Source organism: Variovorax sp. GW823-FHT04B03 (assembly GCF_058796495.1).
On record NZ_JBXAIT010000002.1, the window covers coordinates 1 to 19091 of the forward strand.

At 70.1% G+C, this 19091-nt stretch carries 17 protein-coding genes; 6 read left to right on the forward strand and 11 right to left on the reverse strand.

What is annotated here, in order from left to right; genetic code table 11:
• Positions 1-116 precede the first annotated feature (116 nt).
• The gene (locus AC1RAD_RS08710) at positions 117-881 is read left to right on the forward strand and encodes a fumarylacetoacetate hydrolase family protein (RefSeq protein ID WP_492734564.1); all 765 of its coding nucleotides are present in this window, start codon (positions 117-119) and stop codon (positions 879-881) included.
• On the opposite strand, the gene AC1RAD_RS08715 is transcribed toward AC1RAD_RS08710, so the two are convergent.
• Positions 830-1792 (reverse strand): LysR family transcriptional regulator, encoded by a 963-nt coding sequence (locus AC1RAD_RS08715; protein WP_095948546.1) that lies wholly within the window; start codon positions 1790-1792, stop codon positions 830-832. The genes AC1RAD_RS08710 and AC1RAD_RS08715 overlap by 52 nt on opposite strands.
• Before the next feature lie 90 nt (positions 1793-1882).
• Between AC1RAD_RS08715 and AC1RAD_RS08720 the strand changes: the two genes are divergently transcribed.
• A complete protein-coding gene (locus tag AC1RAD_RS08720; RefSeq protein ID WP_489056780.1) occupies positions 1883-3079 on the forward strand; it encodes an MFS transporter in 1197 nt (398 codons plus the stop codon).
• Here AC1RAD_RS08720 and AC1RAD_RS08725 read toward each other — a convergent pair.
• Positions 3043-3882, reverse strand: a complete 840-nt coding sequence (locus tag AC1RAD_RS08725) for a dienelactone hydrolase family protein (protein ID WP_492734565.1) — start codon at positions 3880-3882, stop codon at positions 3043-3045. The genes AC1RAD_RS08720 and AC1RAD_RS08725 overlap by 37 nt on opposite strands.
• Positions 3883-4038: 156 nt before the next feature.
• Between AC1RAD_RS08725 and AC1RAD_RS08730 the strand changes: the two genes are divergently transcribed.
• Positions 4039-5019, forward strand: coding sequence for a GlxA family transcriptional regulator (locus AC1RAD_RS08730; RefSeq protein WP_492734566.1), 981 nt, complete (start codon positions 4039-4041; stop codon positions 5017-5019).
• Positions 5020-5046: 27 nt separating this feature from the next.
• Positions 5047-5574, forward strand: coding sequence for a GNAT family N-acetyltransferase (locus AC1RAD_RS08735; protein WP_492734567.1), 528 nt, complete (start codon positions 5047-5049; stop codon positions 5572-5574).
• On the opposite strand, the gene AC1RAD_RS08740 is transcribed toward AC1RAD_RS08735, so the two are convergent.
• On the reverse strand, positions 5575-6216 hold the full coding sequence (locus tag AC1RAD_RS08740) for an ABC transporter ATP-binding protein (RefSeq protein ID WP_492734568.1): 642 nt from the start codon (positions 6214-6216) through the stop codon (positions 5575-5577).
• 83 nt (positions 6217-6299) lie between these two features.
• On the opposite strand from AC1RAD_RS08740, the gene AC1RAD_RS08745 reads away from it, so the two are divergent.
• Positions 6300-10793 carry a Mur ligase family protein gene (locus AC1RAD_RS08745; RefSeq protein WP_492734569.1) on the forward strand — a complete coding sequence of 1498 codons (4494 nt, stop codon included), beginning with the start codon at positions 6300-6302 and terminating at the stop codon, positions 10791-10793.
• 2 nt (positions 10794-10795) lie between these two features.
• Here the strand turns inward: AC1RAD_RS08745 and AC1RAD_RS08750 are convergent, their stop codons facing one another.
• Complete coding sequence (locus AC1RAD_RS08750) at positions 10796-11344, reverse strand: hypothetical protein (protein WP_492734570.1); 549 nt, start codon at positions 11342-11344, stop codon at positions 10796-10798.
• Positions 11341-12243, reverse strand: a complete 903-nt coding sequence (gene gcvA / locus AC1RAD_RS08755; RefSeq protein WP_492734571.1) for a transcriptional regulator GcvA — start codon at positions 12241-12243, stop codon at positions 11341-11343. Before gcvA ends, AC1RAD_RS08750 begins: the two co-directional genes overlap by 4 nt.
• Positions 12244-12376: 133 nt before the next feature.
• Between gcvA and AC1RAD_RS08760 the strand changes: the two genes are divergently transcribed.
• Complete coding sequence (locus AC1RAD_RS08760; protein ID WP_492734572.1) at positions 12377-13063, forward strand: FMN-dependent NADH-azoreductase; 687 nt, start codon at positions 12377-12379, stop codon at positions 13061-13063.
• Positions 13064-13095: 32 nt separating this feature from the next.
• Here the strand turns inward: AC1RAD_RS08760 and AC1RAD_RS08765 are convergent, their stop codons facing one another.
• The 6 genes from AC1RAD_RS08765 to AC1RAD_RS08790 form a co-directional block, all read right to left on the reverse strand.
• Positions 13096-14001 carry an SDR family oxidoreductase gene (locus AC1RAD_RS08765; RefSeq protein WP_062471360.1) on the reverse strand — a complete coding sequence of 302 codons (906 nt, stop codon included), beginning with the start codon at positions 13999-14001 and terminating at the stop codon, positions 13096-13098.
• A gap of 109 nt (positions 14002-14110) precedes the next feature.
• Positions 14111-15049, reverse strand: a complete 939-nt coding sequence (locus AC1RAD_RS08770) for a glutathione S-transferase family protein (RefSeq protein ID WP_070060664.1) — start codon at positions 15047-15049, stop codon at positions 14111-14113.
• Positions 15050-15081: 32 nt separating this feature from the next.
• On the reverse strand, positions 15082-16722 hold the full coding sequence (locus AC1RAD_RS08775) for an isovaleryl-CoA dehydrogenase (RefSeq protein ID WP_492734573.1): 1641 nt from the start codon (positions 16720-16722) through the stop codon (positions 15082-15084).
• A gap of 31 nt (positions 16723-16753) precedes the next feature.
• Positions 16754-17770: an NADP-dependent oxidoreductase gene (locus tag AC1RAD_RS08780; protein WP_492734574.1), complete on the reverse strand. Its 1017-nt coding sequence runs from the start codon at positions 17768-17770 to the stop codon at positions 16754-16756.
• 24 nt (positions 17771-17794) lie between these two features.
• Positions 17795-18265 (reverse strand): PaaI family thioesterase, encoded by a 471-nt coding sequence (locus AC1RAD_RS08785; protein ID WP_082817985.1) that lies wholly within the window; start codon positions 18263-18265, stop codon positions 17795-17797.
• A gap of 1 nt (position 18266) precedes the next feature.
• Complete coding sequence (locus tag AC1RAD_RS08790) at positions 18267-19067, reverse strand: SDR family oxidoreductase (protein ID WP_095745325.1); 801 nt, start codon at positions 19065-19067, stop codon at positions 18267-18269.
• Between the last annotated feature and the right edge of the window lie 24 nt (positions 19068-19091).

A 19091-nucleotide genomic window follows, 5' to 3' on the forward strand; every position in this document is an offset into this window, starting at 1 on the left:
CCGCAGCGAAATCAAGGAGGAGCCGAAGGCGGGGGACATTCGCGGAGGGAAGTACCCGGTGGCCTGGGCACGCGCCCTGAACGAACGAACCCAAGAGAAACTGAGAAGATCCAAAAATGACCCCCGACCAAAAAGCCCTCACCGAAGCCCTCATCGCCGCACGCCAGGCCAACCGCACGCTCGACGCAACGCCCTGGACTGACGCCCTGCCAGACGCAACGCAAGCCTACGAAGTGCAAGACGCCGTAGCCGCAGCCCTCGGCTGGTTCAACGGTGTTCCGAAGACCTGGAAGTCCGGCGGCGGCTCCCGCAGCGCCACGCTCACGCACGCCCCGCTGCCCCCGTCCGGCGTGCGCCAGAGTCCCGCCAACTTCAGCGACCTCACATTCCACACCCCCGGCATCGAGGCAGAGATTGCATTGCGACTCGGCCAGGACGTCACCCCCGCCCAAGCCGCCGCACTCGACCACGACAACTCGGCAGCCCTCATCGACGCCATGGCCGTCTCCGTCGAAATCGTCGATGCCCGCTGGCAAGACCTGGCCGCCACACCCGCCCTGTTGCGCCTGGCCGATTCGCAAGTCCACGGCGCACTCGTGCTCGGCGAGTGGCAACCGTACGCCGCCGTCGACTGGGCCTCGCAGCGTTGCGAAACGAAGATCGGCGACGCAGAAACGGTCGTGCGCGAAGGCACGCATCCGCTGGCCGATCCAGCCTGGCTGCTGCCCATCTGGTTGCGACACCTCACGCGCCACGGCCAGACCGTGCCCGCCGGCACCGTCGTCACCACCGGCTCGTGGGTCGGCGTGCTGCCCTGCCGCCGCGGTGATCAGGTGACAGCCGAGTTTCCCGGCATCGGCGCCGTGCGCTTGAGCGTGTAACGCCCGCCGCCCACGCCCGAACACGCCACCAGGAAGTCGAGCACCGCCCGCACCCGCGCGGGCAGCGTGCCGGCCTTGCCGATGTACACCGCGTGGATCGGCTCGATCTCGCCCGGGTTGAACTCCTCGAGCAGCGGCACCAGCCGGCCGGCATCGATGTCGTGCTGGATGTGATACAGCGACAAGCGCGCCACACCCGCCCCCGCAATCGCCAGTTGCCGCAGCGTCTCGCCATCGCCCGCGCGCACCGGCCCCGCCACCGGCAGCATCACCATGCGGCCGTCGACACGCAACGGCCAGTCGGGCGTGTTGCGCCGGTAGCTCCAGCCCAGCCGGTTGTGCGCCTCCAGCTCCTGCGGCGTGCGCGGCGTGCCGTATTTCGCCAGGTAATCTGGCGCGGCCACGATGGCCTGGCTCGTTTCGCCCAGGCGCCGCGCCACCAGGTCGGACGACGGCAACTGGCCCCAGCGGATCGCGATGTCGGCGCGCTCGTCCATCAGGTCGACGATGCGGTCGGTCAGCGCAATGTCGAGCGTGATCTGCGGATGCATCTCGAGCAGGCGCGGCACCAGCGGCACCAGCTTGTGGTGCCCGAAGGACACGCTGGCATTGATGCTCACCCGCCCGCGCGGCGCCGCACCGGCCGCGGCACAACGCTCCGCCTCGTCCATGTCGGCGAGCACGCGCGTGCTGCGCTCGTAGAAATGCAGCCCCTCGGGCGTGAGCTGCAGCTTGCGCGTGGAACGGTGCACCAGCTGGATGCCCAGGCGCAGCTCGAGCCGCGCCACCAGCTTGCTGACGGCCGAGGGCGTCATGTCCAGCAGCCGCGCCGCCGCCGAGAAACCGCCCGCCTCCACCACCTGCACGAAGGCCTCCATTTCGCCGGAGCGGTTGACGTCGATGCGCGGCATGGGCTTCCTTGGTTGTGACTTGAATTCACAAGTGCATGTACTGGCGGCATTCTAGTCATCGAGGCCGATCGTCCGCACAGTACAGGCATCATGCCCATCGCTCTCCTTGCCCTCACCGCCGGTGCCTTCGGAATAGGCACCACCGAATTCGTCATCATGGGCCTGCTCCTGCAGGTGTCGACGGACCTTCACGTCTCCATCACGGCCGCCGGCCTGCTGATCTCGGGCTACGCGCTCGGGGTCGCGGTCGGCGCGCCCGTGCTCACCATCGCCACCCGCAAGCTGCCGCGCAAGACCGTGCTGCTCGCGCTGATGGCGATCTTCACGCTCGGCAACCTCGCCTGTGCGCTCGCGCCCAACTACGAAATGCTGATGGCCGCGCGCGTCATCACCTCGCTGGCGCACGGCACCTTCTTCGGCGTCGGCTCGGTGGTCGCCACCGGCCTCGTGGCGCCCGAGCGCCGCGCCTCGGCCATCGCGATCATGTTCACCGGCCTCACCGCCGCCACGCTGCTGGGCGTGCCGGCCGGCGCATGGCTGGGCCTGCAGCTGGGCTGGCGCTCGACCTTCTGGGCGGTGACCCTGATCGGCGTGCTGGCCTTCGTGGTGCTCGCGGCCTTCGTGCCCCGCATGAAGGGCGAAGCCAAGCCGGCACCGCTGCGCGAAGAGCTCGCCGTGCTCGCCCGCCCGCAGGTGCTGCTCGGCCTGGCGATGACGGTGCTCGGCTTTGCCGGCGTGTTCGTGGTCTACACCTACATCCAGCCGCTGCTGACGCAGGTCACCGGCCTGTCGGAATCGGCCGTGTCGCCGGTCCTGCTGGTGTTCGGCGGCGGCCTGGCCGTCGGCAACATCCTGGGCGGCAAGCTGGCCGACCGCGCGCCGATGGCCGCCGTGCTCGGCACGCTGGTGGCGCTGGCCGTGGTGCTCGGCGCAATGCAGTTCACCATCGGCACGCCGTTCACCGCCGTGGTCTTCGTCGGCCTGCTCGGCGTGGCCTCGTTCGCCACCGTGGCGCCGATGCAGCTGCGCGTGCTCGAGAAGGCTTCGGGCGCGGGCCAGAACCTCGCCTCGAGCCTGAACATCGCGGCCTTCAACCTCGGCAACGCACTGGGTGCCTGGGTCGGCGGCGTGACCATCGACCACGGCCCGGGGCTGCGTGCCCTGGGCTGGGTGGCCGCGCTGCTCACGCTCGTGGGCCTGGCGATCGCGCTGTGGAGCCGCGCGCTCGACCGTCGCGCACAGAAGACCGGTCAGCTGCCGGCCGACGGCGCCTCGGCACGGGCCTGATCCTGCACCCCAAGGCGGCGCGCGAAGAACGAAAGGATCTCGTCGCGCGCCGCAATGGTCGGCTGGCCGGCCTCGTCGATCAGGTGCGCCGTCACCACGCTGTGCGGGCTGGCCACCACCTGCGAAAAGAACGACGGCAGGTCGCGCGTGTTGGCCGCGCTGTCGGGCAGCACGCGGGCCACGAAGCGGTCGCCCAGCGCGTCGGCATAGGCCGCGAAACGCTGGGCCCGGCAGAAGCGGTCGCCCTCGAAGCGGTAGGCCATCACGGTCAGGTCGTCGCGCTCCAGGCGCTGGCGCACCTGGGCGATCTCTTCCTTCGAGATCTCGATGCCGCCGGGGTTGTCCAGCGGCAGCGACGGCTGCGACAGCACGGGCGCCAACACCGCCGGTTCCAGCATCATGGTGAGCGCGAAGTTGCCGGTGAAGCACATGCCGATGGCGCCCACGCCCGGCCCGCCGCATTCCGCATGCGCCAGCCGCGCGAGCGCGCGCAGCCACTGCGTCACCAGGCTCGAGGCGTTGCCCGCGAAGGCGCGGAACTCGGCGCTCACGCAGGCGCGCTGGAACACGGCCTTGCCCTCTTCCGCGTCCGGCACGGCGCCGTCGCGGCCGAACATCGACGGCATGTAGACCGTGAAGCCGGCCTCGCGCACCCAGCGGGCGAAACGCGCCACGTGCGGGCTGATGCCGGGCATCTCGGTCATCACGATCACGGCCGGGCCGGTGCCGGCCACGTAGACCGCCTTGGTGGCGCCGTCGAGCGTGATCTCGCGGCGGGTGAAGTCGTCGAGCGGGTCGGTCATGGCAAGGCCTTCCGGGCGTGCAGGGGAGCGCCGTGAGGCACAAGGGCAAGGATGTGGGACACGAAAGCACTTTCGGTGTTGCGACGATGCCCATTGCACCCGAGCACGCACTAGACTGCCAGTGTCCATTCAGACGCCTATCGGGCGTTTTCTGCCATGCACGATTTCACCGTCCTCGTCCTTCCCGGCAGCTTCGCCACCAGCACCGCCGTCACGCTCGACGTGCTGGCGGCAGCCGCCACGCTCGCGCCGCGCCACCAGATGCCCCGCCCCACCTGGCGCGTGGTGTCACCCGATGGCGGCAGCGTGCCGCTGAGCAACGGCCTGCAGATCGGCACCCTCGCCATGCCCCGCCGCGCGCGCACCGACGGCTCGACGTGGATCGTGCCCGGCCTCGGTGTCGACAAGCCGGCCGACCTCGCACTGCGGCTGACCGACGACCACGCCCGCGCCGCCATCGATGCGGTGCGGCGCCATGCCGCGCGCGGCGGTGCGGTCGCGGCCTCGTGCTCGGCCGTGTTCCTGCTGCAGGCGGCCGGCCTGCTGGCGCAGCGCCGCGTCACCACCTCGTGGTGGCTGGCACCCGAGCTGCGCCGGCTCGAACCGGCCTGCCACGTCGATGCCGACCGCATGGTCTGCGCCGACGGGCCGGTGAGCACCGCGGGCGCGGCCTTTGCGCAGTCGGACCTCATGCTGCACCTGCTGCGCACGCGCTTCGGCCCCGCGCTGGCCGAGGCCGTGAGCAAGGTGCTGCTGATCGACGGCCGCCAGGCGCAGGCCCCGTTCGTCGTGCCGTCGATGCTGTCCAACGGCAACGAACTGGTCGCGCGACTCACGCGGCGCATCGAGGCCGCGCTGCCCACGCCGCCCAGCGTGGCCGCGCTGGCCGAGGAGTTCGCGATGTCGCAGCGCACGCTGGCCCGGCGCGTGCGCGCCGCCACCGGCCTGGGGGCGCTGGCGCTGGTGCAGAGCGTGCGGCTGAACCGCGCGCGCCTGCTCATCGAGAGCAGCCGCATGACCATCGAGCAGGTCGCGGCACAGGTCGGCTACGAAGACGCCACGGCGCTGCGGCGGCTGATGCGCAAGTCGGCCGGTGCGCCGCCGAGCCGGTTCCGGTCAGCGCTGCAGGCGGCGTGAGGCGTTTGCCGCAGAATGCGCCGCACCATGAACCGTCCACCCGTCACCCTTCGTCCCGCCACCGCAGCCGACGCGCACACGCTTGCCGCGCTCGCGATCCAGGTCTGGCTCGACACCTACGCCACCGACGGCGTGAACGACGTGCTCGGGCGCTACGTGCTCTCGACCTTCACGCCGGCCGCGTTCGCCGCGTGGTCGGAGTCGCCCCATGTCGCGCTGCGCGTGGCGCAGGTCGGCGACCAGCTCGTGGGCTATGCGCTGCTGCAGTTCAGCGCCGCGCAGCCGCTGGTGCCGGGCTGCGACACCGAGCTGCGCACGCTCTATGTGCAGTCACCCTTCCAGCGCAGCGGCGTCGGGTCGATGCTGCTGCGCGAAGCCCGCAGCGCCGCGCACGCACGCACGGGCAGCGACGGCCTGTGGCTCGCGGTGTACGCGAAGAACCCGCGCGCCGTCGCGTTCTACGAAAAGCAGGGGCTGATGGCGATGGGGCTGACGCAATTCATGCTCGGTGGAACGTCGCACGACAACCACGTGATGGCGACACCGGGCCGCTGATCAGCCCAGCGGCAGCTCGATGCACGCGGCCAGCGGCACCTCCGTGACGCGCTCGCTGCTCGCCACGACCACCGCCCGCCCCGGCTGCGCAACGCGCCGCTCGATCGCCTGCCACAGGCCGTGGATCGAACGCGCGTCGAGCGCGCCCACCGGGTCGTCCAGCAGCACCACGGGCCGTCCCGATGCGAGTGCGGCGGCCAGCCCGACCTTGCGGCGTGAACCGGTCGACAGCATGAACATCTGCTTTTCCAGGTGCGGCACGAGCGAGAACGCGTCGACGAGGCGCTGCCACTCGGCCTTGTCGAACCCCGCATCGCCCTCGCCCAGCAAGGCCGTGCAGGCCTGCACGCTGAGCGCGTCGAAGGCTTCCGACGCCGGCTCGCAGAAGAAGACCTGGCGCCGGTAGGCCGTGGGCTCGGCGTCGAGCGCCACGCCGGCCGCGCGCAGTTGCCCGGCCGACGCGGGCTGCTGCCCCGCCAGCACGCGCAGCAAGGTCGACTTGCCGCTGCCGGTGTCGCCGTACAGCAGCGTGACGCCCTCGCCGATGGCGGCGGACCAGCGGTCGGCCAACGCAGGCTGGTCGGGGTACGCGAAGCGCAGGTTCTGGATCTCGAGGAGAGAGGGAGCTATGGAAAGCCTCATGCGGAATATGTATCTGTAACGCTAGACTGAACGCCATTTGTAACCGCACCCGCCGCGAGTCGGGCAGGACAGGACACAACGCCGTGAGTCTCTCCGATCTTCTAGGCAGCGCCTGGCAGGGCCTGCACTCCGCATCGAACCCCGACGAGACGCCCGCCGCCGAAGGCCTCGAGGACTGCCTCGTCTTCTTCGCCTGGAGCGACGGCACGACGCAGGCACGGGTGCTGTCCGGACGCGGCATGGACCTCGAAGCCGCCTGGGCACAAGGCACGCGGGCGCTCGAGGCGCAGGCCACGGGCGTGCCGCGCGACCTGCGCGTCGACTGGGTCCGCCGCCTGCGTCCGCTGCGCTGGGCCACGTTCAAGGACGGCCTGGACTTCCCTGCCACCGAAGGCCTGGCCTTCGACGCGCGATGCGAGTCCGCCCTGCTCGCCCCGCAGGTCGACAGCCAGCGCCGGCGCCTCCTCAACGCCCCCACCGACGACGACACCACCGTGTGGGCCTTCCAGACCCGCGCGGTGCACGTGGACGCCAGTGGCGTGCACGTCCTCGCCGCCGACGGCCATCGCGAACTGCAGCCCATCGACGTGGCCTTGCTGCGCCGCCTCGTCGCGGCCGGCGCGGACCATCTCGCCGCCCGCGTGCAAGCAGACGGCACGCTCGCACCGAGCACGCCCGATGCCGACGCCCCCCGCGCCGCCGACCACGCGCACGCCGTGCGCGCGCTGCTGGAGGCCTGGGACCCGGCGCAGGCCGAAACCCGGCAGGCCGCAATCCACCGCGCGCTCGCGCGGCTGACGCGCACACTGATCCGGCCGGCCGCGCTGCCCAACGGCACGCACGTCGCCTGCCTCGTGGAGCCCGGCAGCAACGACACCTCGCTGGGCGCCAACGCCGCCTGCATCGGCGCGCTGGTGCGCTACACCGAGCTCAGCCGCGACCGGCGCTACCTGCCGCTGCTCGACCAGCTCGCGCGCACCGTGCTGCACATGCAGGACCCGATCTCCGGCCGCTTCGCCCACACGCTGCACCACCCGTCGATGGCCGAGAAGGCCGAAGCGCCCGGCGATGCGCGCGAGGACGACCAGGCCGTCGTCGCGTTGCTGCGTCTGTACGGCCTCACGGGCAACCGCCGCTGGTTCGGCGCCGTCGAAAAAGCCTTCGAGCACTTCGTCGCCGCCAGCTACGCCAACGCGCAAGACCACGCGCTGTGCCGCGCCACCAGCGCGTTCGTGCGCTACCGGCCCGAGCCGCGCCACTTCCAGTTCGGCCTGCAGAACCTCCACGCGTCGCTCGACTTCGCGCTGGCACAGACCACCGCCGTGGCGGCGCTGCCGGCCCAGCTGGCGGCCGGTGCCGAACTGGTCGCGCGGCTCGACGCCAACCCCGCCCAGCAGCCGCTGCTCGACGGGCTCGATCGCGCCGCACTGCACCGCGCGCTGCTGCATAGCATGCAGCGCCTCGCCGACAGCCACACGGGGCCCGAGCGCGCGATGTTCTTCGCGCAGCCGGCGGCCGCCGAAGGCCGCTTCTTCGGCGGCACGGCGCAGGCGCTTGCCGACGCCATGGCCTGCCTGAAGCTGCTGCAGTCGCCGGCCAGTGCACCATTGCGCGACGAGGCCCTGGCCGAGGCCGTGCGCACCGCTGCACGCCAGCCGCTGGCCGACGCGGTGCTCGATGCCGTGCCGCGCGACGTCCGCTTCACCCACCCGCTCACGCTGGGCCCGCTGCGCCTGCTCGGCGCGCGCGTGCGCCCGCGCGAGATGACCGGCCCCGGCCCGCTCACCGTCGAGACCTGGTGGCAGGCCGACGCGCCCGTCGACACCGACTGGCGCCTGGACATCGGCACGCGCCCCGCCACCTGCGTCACCGCGCCGGCCTGGGGCCTGTCGACCGGCCACGCGCCCTGCCAGGGCCGCCATCCCGTCAGCCGGTGGACGCCGGGCAAGGTCTACCGCGACGTCCACGTGCTGCGCCCGCCGCTGGCCACGCGGCTGTACGACGTCGACATGCAGATGGAAGCCGGCCTGATCGGCCCCGGCCAGCGCATCGAACGCCTGCGCATGCCGCGCTTCTTCGACTTCGTCGTGCAGGAAGGCAAGGCCTCGCCGGCGCCGATGTGGCGCTATCCGCCGGTGCCGCGCTACCGCGTCGTCGCGCCCGCGTCGCTGCCGCCCGACCAGCCCGGCGAGCCGCGGCAGACCTGGAACGCCGCGCAGATCGAAGCCGTGACGGGCGGCGCCTGGCATGTGGCCCCACCACCGGGCTGGTTCATTCGCTCGCTCACGCGCGGCGAAGGCCACACGCCGCTGGTGCCGCCGCCCACGATGTTCGTCGCCTCCGACTACTGGACCCTCGCGACCCACGAGCGCTTCGGCGACAACGAGAGCGAGCGCAATTGGGACTGGTCGGAGTCGGTCGCGCGCATGCAGCCCACGCTGGCCGGCGCGGTGCTGCGCAAGCCCGTCCCGGGCCTGGCGCCCGACTTCCCGGTGCTGCTGGTCGACGACCCGATCCAGGCGCTGGTCGAGCTGGGCATTGCCGCGCGCGAGCGACTCCAGGGCAAGGTCATCGGCATCACGGGCAGCGCGGGCAAGACCTCGGTGTGCCACATGCTCGACCACGCCTTCGCGCCCACGCACACGCGCTTCGCGACCATCGACAACTACAACTCGCGCGTGGGCATGCTGTCGATGCTGGCCAACACGCCCGCGCAGACCGACCTGGTGATCCTGGAGGTGGCCGTCAGCGCGATCAACGCGGTCGACTACCAGAACATCAAGCGCGTGCGGCCCGACCTGGCCGTGCTCACGAACATCACCGCCTCGCACCTGGGCGAAGGCGAAACCGTGATGGACGTCGCGCGCCGCAAGGCCAACATCTTCGAGGGCATGCAGCCCGGTGCCTGGGCCGTGATCTGCACCGACACCGACCACTTCGACTACCTCGTGGAGCGTGCGCGGGCGCGCGCGCTGCGCGTGCTGACCTACGGCAGCGCCGCATCGGCCGACTTCCGGCTCGACGCGCACGACCCGACCACCGGCCACGTCCGCGCCAGCCGCCCCCACAGCGACGGCCAGCGCTTCGAATACACGCTCGGCGCCAAGGGCCGCCACATGGCCGTCAACAGCCTCGTGTGCTTCGCCGTGGCGCATGCGCTGTCGCTCGACAGCGGGCGCGTGCCCGAGCAGCTGGCCTCGTTCGCCGCCGTGAAGGGGCGCGGCCAGGAGCTGTCGTTCACGCTCGGCCACAGGCGCTTTCGCGTCATCGACGAGTCGTACAACGCGAACCCGCTGTCGATGACCGCGGCGCTCGCCTCGCTGGCCGACCAGCCCGGCGAACAGGGCCGCAAGCTGCTCGTGCTCGGCGACATGAAGGAGCTGGGCGACGACACGCAGCGCCACCACGATGCGCTCGTCGAGCCCATCGTCCAGTGCCATCCGGCGCGCGTGTTCCTGCTGGGCGAGTGCATGACGCGGCTGCACGACCGCCTCGCCGCCGCCTTGCCGCAGGGCGCCACCGTGCAGGCCTTCGACACGCTGGAGGCGCTGGAGCGCGCGCTGCTCGAACAGGTCGCCACCGACGACACCGTGCTCTTCAAGAGCTCCAACGGCACGGGGCTATGGCAGATCGTTCGCAACATGACCGAGCGGCAGGAAGAAGAAAAGGAAAAAGAGCAGCAACAACAGGCGCGCCTCGCGCGCGAACGCGCGGCAGCAGCGGCTGCTGCCGCGGCAATGCCGAAACCGCCCGCGCTTCCCCCCATGCCCCAACCGCCCACCGTCGTGATCCGGCGCACCGGTTCGCCGGCGGAGAGCGCGCAGCCCACGCCGAGCTGGGTGCTGTACGACCTCACGCACGACCGGCTGCTGACCCATCAGCCTTCAGAACACAGCTTTGTGCCCGCCTCGCTGTCGAAGCTGGTCACCGCCGCGCTGGTCGAGCAGAAGCTGCGCGACGACCGGCTCGACCGCCATGCCGAAGCCGTGCAGGTGCCCGTCGACCCCCTGCCCGCGCGCGACGATCCGTCGGCCGCGCTGTATGCGGCCGGTGCGCCGCCGCTGCCCGTGCACCGCCTGCTCGAAGCGGCGCTGGTCGTGTCGTCCAACAAGGCGGCGCTCACGCTGGCGTCGTGGCACAGCGGCGACTTCGACAGCTTCGTCGCGGCGATGAACCGCCAGGCGCAGGCCTGGGGCATGCACGACACGCACTTCGCCTGCCCCGCCGGCCTGGTGCGCACGGCGCGCACCACCGCGGTCGACATGCTCACGATGGCGCGCCATGTGCTGCGCGACTTTCCGGCGCTGCTCGAGATGGCCGGCAAGGACCGGCTCGACGGCGTGCCCGCCGAAGCCCCGAGCACCAACCTGCTGCTGGGCCGCGTGCCCGGCGTGGACGGCCTGAAGACCGGCTCGCTGCCGGGCCTGGGCGCGCACCTGATCGCCACCGCACAGCGCGACCAGCGCCGGCTGGTGTCGGTCGTGCTCGGTGCGCCGGATCGCCAGACCTGTGCGCGGTTGTCGGCGTTGCTGTTGCAGCGTGGGTTCGAGACGCCGGCGGCGCCTGGGCTGCAGTGAAATCAGCGCCGCAGCGTCAGGCGAACCTCGTGTTCCATCCGATGCAGACAGGCCTGAGCGAACGCCAAACGAACCACGGTCGACTCGGGCGCCGTGGTCAGGAACAGATAGCCCGGCCCCACCCGCGTTGGCATCAAGGTCATCCGTCCATCGCGGATTTCGTGCATGACCATGATGCCCCCAGGGTTCTCGCCGACCTTGCCCAGCGCCGCCAGATCGTCGCGCGTGATGCAGACCACGGACGTGTCGAACTCCGCCAGCATCTTCGTTCGATAGTGAGGCGGTGAACCGTACAAGACCGACACCGACGCGAAGCCGATGGCATTCCCCGGTAAAGGCTTCAGGCGCGCGAAGCGGTGCGTCAACGACGCCATGTCGCCCTCGAGTTCCAACCCCAGCCGCCGGGTCCGTTCTGGAAACGGGGTTTCGGTGTCCACCAGAAAGCGGCGATAGCCCTCGACCACCGACGCGGCATCTTTCGGCGTCGTGGCGCATCCGGCCATCGACAGCAATGTCACGGCGGCCAGCGGCAGCAGGAAAGGGAATTTCATGTCGCCGTGCCCAACGGCTGCAACCCCCTCACCCACTCGAACACCGCCGCCACGTTCGGATCGTCGCGCCGCGCCTGCGGGCACACCAGGTAGAACGGCGAGCCCTGCAGCACCGGCCCGAAGGGCTGCACGAGGTTGCCCGCGCGCAGTTCGTCGGCGATGAGCGCCAGGCCCATCAGCGCCACGCCCTGCCCCTGCAGCGCGGCCGAGACGGTGTGGGTCTCATCGGAGAACACGGGGCCGGCCGTCACGTCCAGGCCGGGCACCTGGGCCACCTGCTGCCACGCGGCCCAGGTGCCCGGCTGGGTCTTGCTGTTCGGCACGGCGAAATGCAGCAGCGTGTGCTTCACGAGGTCGGCCGGGCGGCGCAGCTTGAGCGCGGGGCTGCAGGCCGGCGCGAAGACGGTGTCGAACAGCTTCTCGGCTACGAGGCCCGGCCACTGGCCCTTGCCGTAGCGGATGGCGACGTCGGCCGTGAGGCCGTCCAGCGGCACCGCGTCGTGCGAGGCGTGGATGCGCAGGTCGAGCCGGGGGTGCGCCGCGCGCAGCGCCCCCACGCGCGGCAGCAGCCAGCGCGCGGCCACGGCGGGCGTGGTCGACAGCGTGATGGCGCTGCGCTCCGGTGGCGCCCGCAGGCGTGCCACGGCCTGCGCCATGGCTGCGAACGAATCACTCAGCACCGCCTGCAGTTCGCGGCCCTGCGGCGTCAGCACGAGCTGGCGCGGCTGGCGCACGAACAGCGCCACGCCCAGCGACTCTTCGAGCTGTCGCACCTGGTGGCTGATGGCCGTGGGCGTGACCGACAGCTCGTTCGCCGCGAGCTTGGCGCTGCAATGGCGCGCGGCGGCCTCGAAGGCGCGCAGCGAGGCCAGCGGAGGCAGGGAATGCAGGAGGGCCATGGCGTCGAATAGATGAATTTAATTTTCTGCAGAGAGAAAAATTCGTCGTTTGTCCGGCCACGGATGCTTCGATAGATTGGGAACCGTGTCAAGCAGACAGCTGAATTCCCTTCATCCAACCGAGGACCACGCCATGACCACCACCACCCTGCTCCACATCGATGCCAGCCCCCGTTCCGGCCGTTCGGGCGCCGTCGTCCACGGCTCGCATTCGCGCCGCCTGAGCCACCACTTCGTCAGCACCTGGCAGGCGGCCCGCCCGCAGGACGAGGTGATCTACCGCGACTTCGGCATCGCCCCGCCGCAGGCGGTCACCGGCGACTGGATCCACAGCGCCTACACGCCCGCCGAAGCGCGCGAGCCCTGGATGCACGAGGTGCTGGCCGAGAGCGACACCTTCATTGCCGAGCTGCGCCGCGCCGACGTGATCGTCATGGGCACGCCCATGTACAACTACAGCGCCCCGGCCACCGTGAAGGCGTGGATCGACAACATCGTGCGCGTCGGCGAGACCTTCGACATGGACCCGAGCCTGGACGACCCCTACGTGCCGCTGCTGGCCGAGCGCCCGCGGCGCACGGTGCTGCTCACCGCGCACGGCAGCAGCGGCTTCGGGCCCGGCGGCATGCAGGCGCATCTGAACTTTCTGGTGCCGGGCGTGAAGGCGGCGCTGGGCCTGGTCGGGCTGCGCGAGGTGCACGACATCGCGGTCGAGCATGCGGAAGACCGGGGCGACCTGCTGGAGCGCTCGATGGCCGAGGCGCTGTCGGGCATCGAGCAATTGGTGCGCGACCTGCAGGCGACGGTGCAGGCCGGCTGAGGTGGCCCGCGAGGGGCCGCCTCAGGAAGGGATCAGGCTGAGCGCAGCTGCTCGCGCAGCTTCTGGCCAATCTCGGGGCGCTCCAGGAACGGGTCGGCCGGGTTGGTGATCGACACGATGTTCTCCATGCGGCTCTTCACGTTGCCCAGCGCCTTGGGGTGGCTGAACACGTAGAACTGGTTGTCGCTGATGGCCTCGAACACCTTGTGCGCCACCTCGGCGGCCGTGATCTTGCCGCTGCTCACCGCCTTGTTGCTCATGGCCTGGCCGATGAGCTGGCTCTTGGTGAGCTCGGTGTCCTTCGGTGCGTTCGGACGGTTGCGCTCGCTGCTCGTGATGCCGGTGGGCACGAAGTACGGGCACAGCAGGCTGGCGCCGATCTGGTCGGTGACCAGGTTCAGGTCCTGGTACATGGTTTCGGTCAGGCTCACGACCGCCGCCTTGGCCGCGTTGTAGATGCCCATGTTGGGCGGCGTGAGCAGGCCGGCCATGCTGGCGGTGTTGGTGATGTGGCCGCGGTAGCTCGGGTCCTTGGCGGCGGCCTCGAGCATCATGGGCGTGAACAGGCGCACGCCGTGGATCACGCCCCACAGGTCGACGCCCAGCACCCATTCCCAGTCGGCCACGGTGTTTTCCCACACCAGGCCGCCGGCGCCCACGCCGGCGTTGTTGAACACGAAGTGCGGCGCACCGAAGCGCTCCTTGACGGCGGCGGCCAGCGCTTCCATCTGGGCCGCATCCGACACGTCGACCTTGCGCGCCAGCACCTGGACGCCCAAGGCTTCCATTTCTGCCTTGGCCTTGTCGAGTGCGTCCTGCTGCACGTCGACCAGCACGAGATTCATGCCGCGGGCGGCGCCGATGCGCGCGCATTCGAGGCCGAAGCCCGAGCCTGCGCCGGTGAGTACGGCGGTCTTGCCCTTGAAGTCCTGGATCATTTGCCGGTGTCCTTGTCTCTGACGTTGAAGCGGAAGCCGCTATTGAAATACGGAACGCGCGCCGGCGCAGTCACGAAGGTGCCCCGACCCGCGCCCGCGTCGGGCGTTTTCAGGCCTCTGCTTTCTTCAACACATACCCGATGCGCGGAAAGTGCACATGCACCGTGCCCGTGCGCTCGCTGCTGCGCTCCAGCGTGTAGTGCGTGCGCGTGGCGGCCACCAGCGTGCCCGCCGTCTCTTCGAGGCCGAAGCTCTCGGCGCGGATGGTGACGGCGCTGCCCAGCGCAATGCCGTGGTCGTCCTGGAAGGTGCTGTCGGTCAGCAGCGTGTGCGGCGTGGCGGCCTTGGCGACGGCAATGGCCTCGTCGCTGGAGAACTTCGACGAGGTGCCGTGGCCGATGGCCGCCATGCGGTCCATCCAGTCGAGCACCGCGGGCGTCAGGTCGAGGATGCCCTTCACCGCCTCGATGCGGCGCGTGTACCACAGCGGGTGGTAGGCCGAGAAGTCGGCGATGCACGGCACTTCGCCCAGCAGGAAGGGCTTGTCGTCGAGCATGTCGGACAGGCGGCGCAGGTACGACTTGTAGGCGCCGGTGGCGTCGGCCGGGCGCAGGCGCGTCATGTTGCCGGCGCTCATCTTGCCGCGGTCTTCGCCGAAGGCCTTGATGGCTTCGGGCGGCGCCTTGGCGAACACCTCGGCAGCGCCCTTGGGCTGCAGGCTCCAGGCCATCGCGGCCCAGAACAGCGAGGTGTCGGCCCACTGCGCGAGGATGCGCGACATGCCCTTCTCGGGCTGCGGGTAGAGCGTGGGCTCGGGCTGCAGGTGCTCCAGCACGTCGGCGATGAGCGCGCTGTCGCAGTACATGTCGGCGCCGATCTGCAGGAACGGCGTCTTGCGGTAGCCGCCGGTGAGCACTTCCACATCGGGCTTGGGCATGATCGGCGGAATGAAGACCGACTTCCACGGCAGCTTCTTCGCGCCGAGGATCGTGCGCACCTTTTCCGAGAACGGCGAGGTGGTGTAGTGGTGAAGGATGAGGTCGGCCATGGTGTCTTTCGTGGAGGTGTTCTTGTCGGGGCTCAGCGCGGCTGCGCCCGCTGGATGATCGAATCGAAATCGGTGCCCGCGCCCAGCGTACCGAAGGCCTGGCCCCAGTCGCCGCCCAGGCGCGAGGCGCAGAAGGCGTCGGCCACGGCGGCGGGCGCGGTCTGTACCAGCAAGGCGGCCTGCACGGCCAGCGCCACGTCCTGCGCGAGGCGGCGCGCCTCGGTCTCGGAGGCCATGGCCTCGATGCGTGCGGGCAAGGCGTCGGCCAGGCGGTCGAGGGCGGCCTGCTGGCCGCGCGCGGGGGCCAGCTCGTGCGCCAGCGCGGCCACGGCGTCGCCCTTGCGCAGGCCACGCAGCAGGTCGAGCGCCATGATGTTGCCGGCGCCCTCCCAGATGGAGTTGAGCGGCATCTCGCGGTAGATGCGCGCGAGGATGCCCTCGCCGCCCTCTTCCACGTAGCCGTTGCCGCCCAGGCACTCCATGGCCTCCTGCGCGAAGTGGCTGCCGCGCTTGCAGATCCAGAACTTGGCGACCGGCGTGAGCAGGCGCGCCATCAGGTTCTCGTGCGCGTCGGCTTGGCGGTCGAAGGCCCGTGCGAGGCGAATCGCCAGGGCGGTGGCAGCTTCGCTTTCGAGCGCGAGGTCGGCCAGCACGTTCTTCATGAGCGGCTGTTCGACCAGCGGCTTGCCGAAGGCCTGGCGCTGCGCCGTGTGGTTCAGCGCGATGCCCAATGCCTGGCGCATGAGGCCGCTGGTGCCGAGCGAGCAGTCGAGCCGCGTCATCGTGCCCATCTCGAGGATCTGCGGAATGCCGCGGCCCTCCTCGCCCACCAGCCAGGCGCTGGCGCCGTGGAACTCGACCTCGGAGCTGGCGTTGGCCTTGTTGCCGAGCTTGTCCTTCAGGCGCTGGATGTGGATGGCATTGCGCGAACCATCGGGCAGCACGCGCGGCAGGAAGAAGCACGACAGCCCGGCCGGCGCCTGCGCGAGGATGAGGAAGGCATCGCACATCGGCGCCGAGAAGAACCACTTGTGCCCCGTGATCGCGTAGCGCTCACCCCAGGCGTCGCTGCCGTCGCGCACCGCCTGCGTGGTGTTGGCTCGCACGTCGGAGCCGCCCTGCTTCTCGGTCATGCCCATGCCCATGGTCACGCCGGGCTTGTCGTGCAGCGGCTTGAGCGCGGGGTCGTACCAGAGGCTGGCGAGCTTCGGGCCCCAGTCGGCATGCACGCCCGCGTTGCCGCGCAAGGCGGGCGTGACGGCGTAGGTCATCGAGATCGGGCACAGGATGGACGGCTCCAGCTCGGTGAAGAGCATGAAGCCCGCCGCGCGCAGCACGTGCGGCGAGGCGGATGTGCCGGTCCACGGCGTGCCGTGCAGGCCCGCGCCCACGGCGGCAGTCATCAACGCGTGGTAGCTCGGATGGAACTCCACCTCGTCGATGCGACGGCCGAAGCGGTCGTGCGTGTGGAGTTCGGGCGTGTGGATGTTGGCCAGCCGCGCATGCGTTTGCATGGCGGCCGAACCGAGGGTGGCGCCCAGCTCGTGCAGCTGCGTGGTCTGCAGCGCGGGCGCGTTGAACTTCAGCGCATCGCGCAGGGGGCGGTGGGTGTCGAAGAGGTTGTAGTCGACCAGCGGCGTGGGCTGGTTGAAGACCTCGTGCGTCATGTCCATGTCCGGCCTCCTTGCCGTGCGTTTCAGTGCATCAGATCAGCTTGACGAGTTGCTTGCCGAAATTCTTGCCCTTGAGCAAACCCAGGAAGGCTTCAGGGGCGGATTCGATGCCCTGCGCGATCGACTCGCGCGGCTTGAGCTTGCCGGTGCCCACCAGCGTGCCGAGTTCGGTCAGCGCCTCGGGCCACACTTCCATGTGCTCGCTGACGATGAAGCCCTCGATCTTCAGGCGGTTGATGAGGATCAGCGCCGGGTTCGCCAGCGGCAGCGGCTGGCCGTCGTAGCCCGCGATCATTCCGCACAGCGCCACGCGCGCGAAGGCGTTGGTGCGCAGCAGCACGGCGTCGAAGATGTAGCCGCCGACGTTCTCGAAGTAGCCGTCGATGCCGTTCGGGCAGGCCTCCTTGAGCGCGGCGCTCATGGTCTTCACGTCGGGGTGCTGGCGGTAGTCGATGCAGGCGTCGAAGCCGAGCTCGTCGGTCACGTACTTGCACTTGTCGGGGCCACCCGCGATGCCGACCACGCGGCAGCCGCGCGCCTTGGCCAGCGCACCGAAGGCGCTGCCCACGGCGCCGCTGGCGGCGGTGATGACCACGGTTTCACCGGCCTTGGGCGCGATGATCTTCACGAGGCCATACCAGGCCGTCACGCCGGGCATGCCCACGGCGCCGAGGTAGTGCGACAGCGGCACGTGCGTGGTGTCGACCTTCTTCAGCGCGCCGGGCTGCGAGCCATCGACCACGCTGTATTCCTGCCAGCCGCCGAAGCCCACGACCTTGTCGCCCACGGCGTACTTGGGGTGCTTGCTCTCGACCACTTCGCCGACCGTGCCGCCCTGGAACACCTGGCCCACGGGTTGCGGCTGCGCGTAGCTCTTCGCGTCGTTCATGCGCCCGCGCATGTACGGATCGAGGCTCATGTAGTGGTGGCGCACCAGCACCTGGTTGTCGGCGAGCGCGGGCGTCTCGACAGTCACCAGCTTGAAGTTGCTGGCCGTGGCTTCGCCCTCGGGGCGGTTGTCGAGGTGGATCTGCTTGTTGGTGGGCATGAAAGTCTCCGGGGGAATGGGATGTCAGTCGGTGGATGGCGGACGCATCGCGTTCGCGCTCGCGGGGCCGGTCGGCAGGCGGCGCTTCACGTACTTGAAGGTGCCGGTGGCATGGGCGCACACGCGCTCCTGTTCGTCGTAGATCTTGGCTTCGGTGAAAGCCAGCGTCGCGGTGCGGTGCAGCAGCGTGCCGCGTGCGTGCAGCGGGCCGACCGACGGTTGCATGAAGCTGGTCTTCATCTCGATGGTGACCACGCCGGTCTCGGGCGCCACGCTGCGCGCAGCGGCCGCCATGGCGATGTCGAGCAGCGTCATGCAGGCGCCGCCGTGCGTCACGTCGAAGGTGTTCAGGTGCTCGGGCTTGGCGGTGTAGATGATCTCGGACTGGCCGTCCTCGAACTTCGTGAGTTCGAAGCCGAGGTGGCGCGCGAACGGGATCTGGCTCGTGTACGAGCGGATGTTGATGTCGCTGGACTTTTCAGGCGAATCGGACATGTCAGGCCGCACCCAGCACCACGCTCACGCCGCCGTCGACCGCCACCCACTGGCCGGTGATGTGCTTGCCGGCATCGCTCGCGTACAGCAGCGTCAGGCCCTTCAGGTCTTCGTCGTCGCCCAGGCGGCCCAGCGGCGCCGAGGCGGCCATGTGCTCTTCGCCCAGGGTCTTGATCAGGCCGGCTGCCATCTTCGTCATGAAGAAGCCCGGGCAGATCGCGTTCACGTTGATGTTGTACTTGCCCCATTCGGCGGCCAGCGTCTTCGTGAAGCCGATCACCGCGGTCTTCGAGGTGTTGTAGGCCAGCGTCTGCATGCCGGGCGGGTTGCCGTTCAGGCCGGCGATCGAGGCGATGTTGATGATGCGCCCGCGCTTCTTGGGGATCATGTAGCCGTTGGCAACCTGCTGCGCCAGGATGAAGTAGCCGCGCACGTTGAGGTTCATCACCTTGTCCCAGGCTTCGACCGGGTGGCTCTCGGCCGGCGAACCCCAGCTGGCGCCGGCGTTGTTGATGAGGATGTCGACGCCGCCCATGCGCTGCAGGGTCTCGTCGGCCAGGCGGCGGGTGTCTTCTTCCTTGGAGCAGTCGGCGGCGATCCAGCGCGCGTCGATGCCGGCAGCCTGCAGCTCGGCGGCGGCCTGTTCCAGGTCGTCGGCCTTGCGCGAGCTCAGCATGATCTTCGCGCCGGCTTCGCCCAGCGCATGGGCCATCTGCAGGCCCAGGCCGCGCGAGCCGCCGGTGATGAGCGCCGTTTGACCCGTGAGGTCGAACAGCTGTTGGGTGGTGCGGGGCTTCGTCATGTCGGTGTCTCCGGTGTGGATGAT

Excerpts from the sequence above, each read along its gene's own strand:
- AC1RAD_RS08710 (WP_492734564.1), top strand. The coding sequence starts at position 117 with ATGACCCCCGACCAAAAAGCCCTCACCGAAGCCCTCATCGCCGCACGC.
- AC1RAD_RS08715 (WP_095948546.1), bottom strand. The coding sequence starts at position 1,792 with ATGCCGCGCATCGACGTCAACCGCTCCGGCGAAATGGAGGCCTTCGTG.
- AC1RAD_RS08720 (WP_489056780.1), top strand. The coding sequence starts at position 1,883 with ATGCCCATCGCTCTCCTTGCCCTCACCGCCGGTGCCTTCGGAATAGGC.
- AC1RAD_RS08725 (WP_492734565.1), bottom strand. The coding sequence starts at position 3,882 with ATGACCGACCCGCTCGACGACTTCACCCGCCGCGAGATCACGCTCGAC.
- AC1RAD_RS08730 (WP_492734566.1), top strand. The coding sequence starts at position 4,039 with ATGCACGATTTCACCGTCCTCGTCCTTCCCGGCAGCTTCGCCACCAGC.
- AC1RAD_RS08735 (WP_492734567.1), top strand. The coding sequence starts at position 5,047 with ATGAACCGTCCACCCGTCACCCTTCGTCCCGCCACCGCAGCCGACGCG.
- AC1RAD_RS08740 (WP_492734568.1), bottom strand. The coding sequence starts at position 6,216 with ATGAGGCTTTCCATAGCTCCCTCTCTCCTCGAGATCCAGAACCTGCGC.
- AC1RAD_RS08750 (WP_492734570.1), bottom strand. The coding sequence starts at position 11,344 with ATGAAATTCCCTTTCCTGCTGCCGCTGGCCGCCGTGACATTGCTGTCG.
- gcvA (WP_492734571.1), bottom strand. The coding sequence starts at position 12,243 with ATGGCCCTCCTGCATTCCCTGCCTCCGCTGGCCTCGCTGCGCGCCTTC.
- AC1RAD_RS08760 (WP_492734572.1), top strand. The coding sequence starts at position 12,377 with ATGACCACCACCACCCTGCTCCACATCGATGCCAGCCCCCGTTCCGGC.
- AC1RAD_RS08765 (WP_062471360.1), bottom strand. The coding sequence starts at position 14,001 with ATGATCCAGGACTTCAAGGGCAAGACCGCCGTACTCACCGGCGCAGGC.
- AC1RAD_RS08770 (WP_070060664.1), bottom strand. The coding sequence starts at position 15,049 with ATGGCCGACCTCATCCTTCACCACTACACCACCTCGCCGTTCTCGGAA.
- AC1RAD_RS08775 (WP_492734573.1), bottom strand. The coding sequence starts at position 16,722 with ATGGACATGACGCACGAGGTCTTCAACCAGCCCACGCCGCTGGTCGAC.
- AC1RAD_RS08780 (WP_492734574.1), bottom strand. The coding sequence starts at position 17,770 with ATGCCCACCAACAAGCAGATCCACCTCGACAACCGCCCCGAGGGCGAA.
- AC1RAD_RS08785 (WP_082817985.1), bottom strand. The coding sequence starts at position 18,265 with ATGTCCGATTCGCCTGAAAAGTCCAGCGACATCAACATCCGCTCGTAC.
- AC1RAD_RS08790 (WP_095745325.1), bottom strand. The coding sequence starts at position 19,067 with ATGACGAAGCCCCGCACCACCCAACAGCTGTTCGACCTCACGGGTCAA.